Source organism: Schlesneria sp. (assembly GCF_036405755.1).
Lineage (GTDB): Bacteria > Planctomycetota > Planctomycetia > Planctomycetales > Planctomycetaceae > Schlesneria > Schlesneria sphaerica.
Genome location: NZ_DASWWZ010000698.1, coordinates 1 through 8,418 on the forward strand (window position 1 = coordinate 1; position 8,418 = coordinate 8,418).

Here is an 8,418-nt window from a genome sequence, read left to right on the forward strand (position 1 = left end):
TCTTCAGTGCTGCCGACCTGACGATCTACCGGAAGACCGAATTCATCAGCCCGGCTTACTATACGTCGATGGGGTTTGCGATCCCCGCTTCCATTGGCGTGAACGTCGCAGCCCCGGATCGGCGACCGATCGTGCTCGTCGGGGATGGGGCATTCCAGATGACTTGCATGGAGCTTTCGACCGCCGTCCGACATGGCTTCAATCCCATCGTCATCGTTCTGAACAACAAGGGTTACACCACCGAACGATTCCTGCAGGATGGGCCGTTCAACGATATCCTCAACTGGAACTATCATCGCATGCCGGACCTGCTGGGGGGCGGCTGGGGGTTTGAAGTCCGCACAGAAGGGGAACTCGATCAGTCACTTAACGCCGCGATGGCCAACAAGGACGCCTTCAGTATCCTGAATGTCCATCTGGAACCGGACGATATCAGCAAGGCCCTCCAGAGATTGGCCGAAGGACTCTCCAAACGCCTGTAAACACAGGCACCCATTTGTTCCCAGGATGCCTGAGCGATTCCTTTAATCGAGTCTGGAGGAATCGATGGTGGATCCGGCCAGAGTTAGGGTCTTTCGTGCTGATTAAGGGAGATCGATCAATAGCGAAAGGATGGCTGACGCATAGACGCGATGCCCGAAGTCACTCGGATGGTTAACCCCATTACCGGTCAAATCACAATCCCGTTTGCGTTTGAGCATCTCAGTCCAGAGGGAAGTCAGGTCCGCCAGTGCAATCCCTTCTTGACAGAGCGACTCCAACGCCTCTCGATATTTGGGAAACATCTCGCGCGGAGTGTGTGTCCATTGATCGTTGCCGACCATCGTGGCGACGAGGATAATCTCCGCTTCCGGTCGGGCGGCCTGAACCCTCGCGATCATCTGCTGGATTCCCTCTTTGTAAGCACCGGGATTACGACGTCCGACATCATTCATGCCGTATGCGATGATGACGAGATCAGGCTGATGCTCGAGCAATTTGTCCAGATCTGCGATTCCATTGGGGACGCCCCAACCGCCAACCGCGCGGTTGAACAGTGCGACATCGGTCCCGTAGCTGGCACGTAACTGAGCAGCAACCAGGTCGGGGTACATCGGCATATAAGGAGGCGCCATCACCAGACCAGAGGCATTCAGCCCGTACGAAATACTGTCACCGCTGACGGCGATCGTCAGCTTTTGTTTTCCCTTCAATCGAGCGAGCGTCCGGGGCAATTTTGTCGCATCGAACCGGGGAACGGTAGCGGGCCATTCCTGAGATTCGGCAAGGTATGTCACTTCAATCTGCTGGTCATGGAACCAGTGGCCATTATCAAACAATACATGCGTTTCCGGATCGCCTGCCTTATGCGGAAGGGCACACGGAACCGCAGGTTGAGCCCCCCCGGTCCACGCCGGTCGCGCTCCCTTGGGCATGAATAAGTCAGTTGACTTCAGCACGGGAATGGCTGACTCGTCATTCCTGACCAAATGCCGTCGATCCGGCCCCATCTTGAAATCGGTCCCCTCTTGAAACTGCTGAGTCCCATCCGCCCTGGCGACAGAGAGAATCTTGCGGGCGGGGAACAGCAACTTACCCGTTGCAGGTTTGTCGTCTTCGTCCCGAACGCAAATCACACTCTCTCGATAGACCGTCGGGGACTTCCAGAAAGGCTTAAGCAACTGAAGGTCTGAAAGCATGTCTTCCGCCGCGTAGGGTCGTAACTCGATACGGCGGATATCCATCACCGCCACCCCTTCCTTCTTCTGCGGGACAACCTTCAGTTTGAACCGTCCGGCTCTTTCCAGCGAAACCAGCCCCAGGTTCTGTGGGACGAAGTTCTGGAAGTGACCTGTCCCCGGAACGACCAGCGGTATCGTCTGCCCTTCGACTTCGAAGTGAACCAGACTTCCCCCGCTCGTACCACATCCCACGTGGGGAACCAGATAGAACCGACCCGGCCGCTTCAATGTGAACTCGAACGTCGCTGTATCTTCTGCTCGTACCCAGTACCCCAGCGTGTCCTTGTTCGGGAGTGGTTCATACCTCAACATGATTCCAGAGACTTCGGCCGTACTCGCATGCAAAGCGACTGACCCATCATCGGATTGAAGATTGGGCGTGTAGTCAGGGTTCGCCAGCGGAAGTTGTGCATTCACATCCTTTCGCCAGCGTTCGAGTTTTTCAGCCAGTTGCTGGGCGATATCGGGTTGCTCTTCGATGAGGTTGATCGATTCGCCGACCGACGCCTTGAGATTGAATAACTCTCGACGCCCCGATTCATAGAACTCGATCAGCTTCCAGTCTCCCGACCGGACCGCGGCACCGGGAATCGCCCCTGCGTTGGTGTTGTAGTGAGGGAAGTGCCAATAGATCGCGTCACGCGACGGGGCATTTCGTCCGCGCAGCACTTCGACGAGACTCACGCCGTCAAACTCGGGGAACTTCAGCTGGTCCGTCGATGCAAGCGACAGTCCGTCCACAATGGTGGGGAACCAGTCGATACTCGACACGATCGCGTCACTGGTGGATCCGACCGGCACAACAGAGGGCCACTTGACGATCAGAGGAACACGAAGCCCTCCTTCGTAGAGGTGGCCCATACCGTCTCGCAATGGAGAATTCACCGTCGGGGGAAGGATCTGCCCATTGCTGTTGCACACGCCACCATTGTCTGACGTGACAATAACCAGCGTATTCCGAGAGAGATTGAGTTGGTTCAACTGGTTAACGACTCGACCAATCGCAACATCCATGCTCTCAATCATCGCGGCATAGGTGGGGTTGGATTGCGTCCCGTTCGGCTGAGCAGGAGCGTCCCCGTAATTACCTACTGCCTCGGGCTTCACACTCGTGGGCTGGTGCACAGAGTTCAGTGGCAGGTAGAGAAAGAACGGTTTGCTGGCGTGTGACGTGATGAATTTTTCTGCTTCAGTGGCGAGTCGATCGGTGAGCAGCTCACCCTCAGGCGCCTGCTCCAGACCGGGCAGGAATTTTCCAGCCGAATTTGTGTAAGGAGCCACATCCCGAAAAATTCTCTCGTTCACATCGCTGCCTGCAATGTTGGTCTCGAATCCTTGTTCCTGCGGGCCGAAGCCTTCTCCACCGAGATTCCATTTCCCAATGGAAGCGGTCGCATATCCGGCGGATTTTAGAACTTCCGCGAGAGTCACCTCGGCAAGCGGCAATTGATGGACGACCTGAGGTGCCATCATTCGGTGATTCGGGTTATTTCCGCTGGTCACGACCGATGAAGTAATCCCCACGCGCTGCGGATATCGCCCGGTGAGCAGCGCGACCCGCGTCGGAGTCCCGACGGGAGCGGCCGCGTAGGCCTGTGTGAAGCGCATACCCTCTGCAGCCAGTCGATCCAGATTTGGCGTCTTGTGGAACTTGCTGCCATAGCACCCCAGATCGCTCCAGCCGAGGTCATCCACGACGATCAGAACCACGTTGGGCCGAATCTCTTCGGCAACGAGGCAACTCACGCTGCCTAGCAGGAAGAGTCCCACAGTGAGAATCGTTTGCAGCAAACCGCCCCTCGCCCGGGGACCACGCATGCCACTCCTCTTTGAAGGGGAGGGGCGTCTATGGTCGACCTCAACTTTGGACAGGTTCGGAATTCCGACAGGAGCCGTGCTCGTTCCGTGAATCCGCTGCGAGTGAATCTTGCCGAATTGTGTCTTCAATGTCATGCTCCAGCAGCAGCCCGCATCGGGGGACCGAATCGTCAGTCCGTAGACTGCACGTAGCTGCCCCGTAAAAATGAACTTGGGAAGGAACCGGCCACAGGTCATCGTGGAATCGGGTGGCCTCTCAAGGTAGAGATAAAGGTCTTGAAATGCCATTGCACCGCACACCACTTTTTGACTGGCACTCCTCCCATCGAGGGAGAATGGTGGAATTCGGTGGCTGGGAAATGCCAGTCCAGTATTCGTCCATCGCGGAAGAGCATCACACCGTCCGAAAAGCCGTCGGACTGTTTGACATCTCTCACATGGGCCGACTCCGTTTTGACGGTCCCGATGCTCAGCGACTGCTTGATCATCTGCTGACGTGCCGCGTCGACAATCTGGTCGACGGTCAGATTCGTTATGGACTGGTTTGTAACGATGCCGGTCAAATTCTGGACGATGTTCTGGTTAATCGCATCAATCCCACCTCATTCGGCCTCGTGGTCAACGCGAGTAACCGGCTCAAGATTGTCGACTGGATCAATCAGCGAAAGGCTGACCTCTGCAAGTCTGGCAAGTCACTCGACCTCAGCTTCCGAGACGAGACGCAAGACACCGGCATGATCGCCATTCAGGGCCCGCGCTCCCTGGAGCTTGTGCAGAAGGTGCTCAACACGGACGTTTCCGCCATGCGGTACTATTTCGGGCAGTTCTCTGCATTCGATGGAGCCCCCATTTTCGTGAGTCGCACTGGGTATACGGGCGAAGATGGGTTTGAAGTCATTGTCCCCGCAAATTTGACAGTGAAGCTGTGGGAAACATTCATCAAAGCAGGAGAGTCTGCTGAGCTGAAGCCATGCGGGCTAGGTTGCCGTGACACATTGCGACTGGAAGCCGCGATGCCGCTCTACGGCCATGAACTGTCGGAAAGCATTAACCCTCTGACGGCCGGACTGAAGTCGTCAGTGAAGCTGGACAAAAGCGAGTTCGTGGGCCGCGATGCACTCGTCAAGATCGCAGATCAGGAAAATCGACCCGTTCGCGTTGGGATCAAACTGAGCTCGAAGCGAATCGCCCGTGAACACTCGGAAATTTTCGCCGCCGACGCTCGGGTCGGCGAAGTGACTTCGGGAACATTCTCACCCACGCTGGAACAATCAATCGCGATGGCCTATGTCGCTAAGCCGCATTCCGCGATTGGCACCAGTATCACAGTCGATATCCGTGGGAAACGGGAAGCAGCCGAAATTGTTCCACTCCCATTTTATAAACGGGCTAAGTAAGCCTGACGCAGTTGATGGCGGAACTCGCTCACTTTTGTCGAGTCGAGTTCCGCAGTCCGATCAGAGCCTCGACACGCCGCAGACCGGATCGCAAGAATGTCGGCGGGTACGCCACTTAAAACAGGCAACAGGTCCGCGTTAAGCCTTCCGGCCAGCGCAAGGAAAAGTCCCGCGGACCGACATCGCTCGGCAATCTCAGCCAGTTGCTGCTGCGAGAACTCAGTGAGCAAGGTTCGTTGATCCTTGGCCCAGGTATCAATCAACAAGCCCGCACAGTCTGTTTCAATCGCAGCCTCAAGGACCTCACCCACCGGCGGAGCGTCGGCTTCCACCGCGTCTGCATAAGCCACTGCGACCCAGGCAATCTTTGAAAAGGCTGCGGTAGCAAATACCGATCGAATGCAACTCCACTCCCGAAGCCAATCCGGCCGCGAAGCACACTGACTGAGGCCCAGCTTCGCAAATTGAACCCCCTCAGGCAGTGACGGAATCTCATTGTGATTCCAGTCCGTCAATTCGCCTAACGCGACACTGAGTGCAACCCACGGATATTGGCTTCGAAGCGAATCCTTCGCGATCGCCGTGATATCCTGAAGACTTGCCATCCCCAGAGATCCCTGTGAAGGATTCTTAATATCCAGAATCTCAGCACCACCCTGGAGTGCTGCGGCCGTTTCCTCGGGCGAACGGACGCTGACGAGCAACCGAGGAAGGACAGCAGACGTTCGTCCATTCGCCCCGCACTGAGAAGCGGAGGAGGGGTTGTTCCCCGATATTGAATCTCCAGGAATTGCTGCTGTCACCTCTCATCCCTCTTCCGCTTGAGCACGATAAAAGTTCCTTCGGTCAAATCCGGCAGGAGTTCCCAACCTTCAGGATGATCGCGTAATTCGGGGATCTCGCCCGGCGACTTGATGGTGGAATATTTATGACCGGTATCGATAACGAGATAGTCCGTATCTGCAGGTATTCGCTGACCTTCACCTGCCAGTTTCCGCTGATAACCACTGTAGTCGTACGACCGTTCGTGGTGAGTGAATCGAGGATGGACGAAGTCGGTCGACGCAACTCGCGCCGTTGCTGGAATCAGTGGTGCAATCCGTGCAAATTTCTCTGAGCGAGGATTGGGTCCATACAGGGTCCGCCAATACCAGCTCGATCCCGGATCCCAGAAAGGGAATCCTTGAGGCCCCAGACTGAAAAACAATCCGGTGCAAAGGGATGCCGTCCAGACCAGCCGTGCGAGCACGCGCTGAATGTCGACCTGATCATTCGAGGCAATTACCTTGAACCTAGGCGCGAGCCGGGTGATGAGCGATGTCGCGCGCGGCAGTCCTGCAGCCACCGACCAGAAAACAACGGCCACCAGTGGAGCGTGAAACTGGTGCTGCGGGGTCCGCGAACCGTCCAGTTCATTCAGGCACAAGATGAAGAACAGAGGGAGCCCGACCGCCAGCCGTCCAGGCGAGAAGAGGGGAAGAAACATGACCGGTGCGAGCATGGCCATCGCGTAAAGTGCTGTCTCGAGGGTCAGTAAGGCTTCGATGACAGAGAAGGGCTGAGTCAGCCATGTCCGAAGTATCTCTTCCGGCGTTTTCCCGAATCGAGCGAAGTAACTGGCGTAGTGAACCTCACTTCCTGATCGGAACCACGGCATGGCAACTCGCGTAGCAAACCAGAGGTAGGCAACACTGAAAATGCTTAGTACAAGACCGGCCACTAACCGCGACCGACATCGAGGCATGATCCAACCAGCGACGCCAGACGCGTTTTTCACCGCACTGCCCGCAGCAGCATTGTCAGCATCGGTTGGAGGAATTCCGTCGAGCTGAGTCGTATTTTCACGATGGAAGGCGATCCAGAGCCCCAGCGGGCCAAAGATCAACGTATAATCCTCTTTGACAGTCAGACACAGAGCAATCCCCGCCAGGGTCCCTGACAGATTACGTCGGTCCAACTGATCGAACGTCAGCAGCAGCAATAGAATCCCGAATGACTCGGGGCGAAAAGTCTTCAAGTCGATTTCGATATCGAGAAACTGCATGGGGAAGTACAGCAGGTAGGCAACGGCGACTCCAAACGCAGCCCGATCGGATCCACAATGCCGCTTCGCCATCCAGTACACGGGAAATGCCCCGAGCGCCAGTGAGGCGGAACTGCAGAGTTCCAGCAGCAGATGTGATGGCCACAGCACGTAAAGGGGAAGCAGAAACAGGTGCACAAACTGGATGTGCTCACCCAGAAAAAGTCCCTGATCGAGGTAACTTCGAAACCCTTTACCGTGCAGCAGGTTCCAGAGGTGTTCTTCATACATGACCGAATCACCATGAGGCATCAGCAGGTTCCCGTAAAGCCTCCAGTTCATCGCGGTATAAACAAGGGTATATACGGAAACGGCAATCCAGACTCTCCGTTGAGAAGAACGTACGACTTCAATCTCAGGCGAAGACCGATCAGGCGAAGACCGACGAACGGAAGCGAGAGTGAGAAACGTCGTTATCCACCCCGCGAGACATCCAGCCAGCCAGAACTGGGGAATCACCGACAACAGGTCAGCCAGCGACGACCACCCGACCGCTGCCGCACTCATCCAGATCCACTCCCAGACATCCAGCAGGATCCACCAACCCCAGCCGTACCAGCCCCAGGTAATGAGAGCCTCATTCCAACTCCAACCTCGCCTTGTCAGCCATACGCTTCCTCCCAGCCACGTCACCAGAGAGACAACAGCACAGGGAACCAGCGTGAAACCGATTGAAATGTCGACCAGAGCACGTTCCGGCACGACAGTACCTGAACCCATCGCCGAGGGATGGGTTGCTGTCAGTGCGGCCCAGGTGGCGGGACTGATGAAGTTTGAAGCCAGCTGGCGTGAACCGAACACCGTCTGAAAGCAGGTCGCAGCGAGAAATGTCCCTGCAAGAACGACCGCGAGGGTTCCCAACAGGCGACCAATTATCGGTGATCGAGCAGACGGCGACATATCCGCATCGTAATTGGTCGGGCTCAACCGGTCGATGCACCGGTAGTTGAAAGCAGACGACGTGGCAACAAATCGAACTCAGTTTGACTGAGATATCGTCAGCATGATTCCCAGCGTCGGAGGATTCGTCGCTTCCGCATCCGCCCCGAGGGCCTCATGGAACGCACGGTTCAGGCAATTGTCGAGTTCCATCGCAATCCGAACTGCTTCCACTTCGGATCCGCACTCGATCGTCAGCCCCTCTTCCGCTCCCGGAAAAGGCATCACATAGACAGTCTTTCCGAATGTCGCCCGAGGTCGGTGATCTTGTCGGCACTCGAACACCGCGAATGGCTTCCCATCCGCCTGCAGCTCGATACCGATCCGTTCACCGCAAGTGCTGGGACGGGCTGTGGCTTTCAAGGACTTGTCCTTGATCGCTTGCAGTACTGCGCCAGCGGAAATCTCCATTACCCCCCCCCCAAAAACGTCTCAGTCGACTCGGAAACCGCGAGCAAGC

Annotated in this window: 6 protein-coding genes; 2 read left to right on the forward strand and 4 right to left on the reverse strand. The window is 56.3% G+C overall.

The window, feature by feature from the left end:
- Positions 1-482, forward strand: a 482-nt coding sequence (locus VGE80_RS23120; protein WP_440594293.1) for a thiamine pyrophosphate-dependent enzyme, incomplete at its 5' end; no start/stop codon positions are given.
- A 102-nt stretch (positions 483-584) separates the two neighbouring features.
- On the opposite strand, the gene VGE80_RS23125 is transcribed toward VGE80_RS23120, so the two are convergent.
- Positions 585-3,827 carry a sulfatase-like hydrolase/transferase gene (locus tag VGE80_RS23125; RefSeq protein ID WP_440594294.1) on the reverse strand — a complete coding sequence of 1,081 codons (3,243 nt, stop codon included), beginning with the start codon at positions 3,825-3,827 and terminating at the stop codon, positions 585-587.
- Between VGE80_RS23125 and gcvT the strand changes: the two genes are divergently transcribed.
- Positions 3,821-4,936, forward strand: coding sequence for a glycine cleavage system aminomethyltransferase GcvT (gene gcvT, locus VGE80_RS23130; RefSeq protein ID WP_440594295.1), 1,116 nt, complete (start codon positions 3,821-3,823; stop codon positions 4,934-4,936). The two genes, VGE80_RS23125 and gcvT, sit on opposite strands and share 7 nt — an antisense overlap.
- On the opposite strand, the gene VGE80_RS23135 is transcribed toward gcvT, so the two are convergent.
- The 3 genes from VGE80_RS23135 to VGE80_RS23145 all read right to left on the reverse strand — a co-directional run bounded on the left by VGE80_RS23135 (position 4,918) and on the right by VGE80_RS23145 (position 8,369).
- The gene (locus VGE80_RS23135; RefSeq protein ID WP_440594296.1) at positions 4,918-5,739 is read right to left on the reverse strand and encodes a (5-formylfuran-3-yl)methyl phosphate synthase; all 822 of its coding nucleotides are present in this window, start codon (positions 5,737-5,739) and stop codon (positions 4,918-4,920) included. The genes gcvT and VGE80_RS23135 overlap by 19 nt on opposite strands.
- Positions 5,736-7,919 carry a DUF2079 domain-containing protein gene (locus VGE80_RS23140; protein WP_440594297.1) on the reverse strand — a complete coding sequence of 728 codons (2,184 nt, stop codon included), beginning with the start codon at positions 7,917-7,919 and terminating at the stop codon, positions 5,736-5,738. The genes VGE80_RS23135 and VGE80_RS23140 overlap by 4 nt, the downstream gene beginning before the upstream one ends.
- 78 nt (positions 7,920-7,997) lie before the next feature.
- Positions 7,998-8,369 carry a hypothetical protein gene (locus VGE80_RS23145; protein WP_440594298.1) on the reverse strand — a complete coding sequence of 124 codons (372 nt, stop codon included), beginning with the start codon at positions 8,367-8,369 and terminating at the stop codon, positions 7,998-8,000.
- Positions 8,370-8,418: the final 49 nt, after the last annotated feature.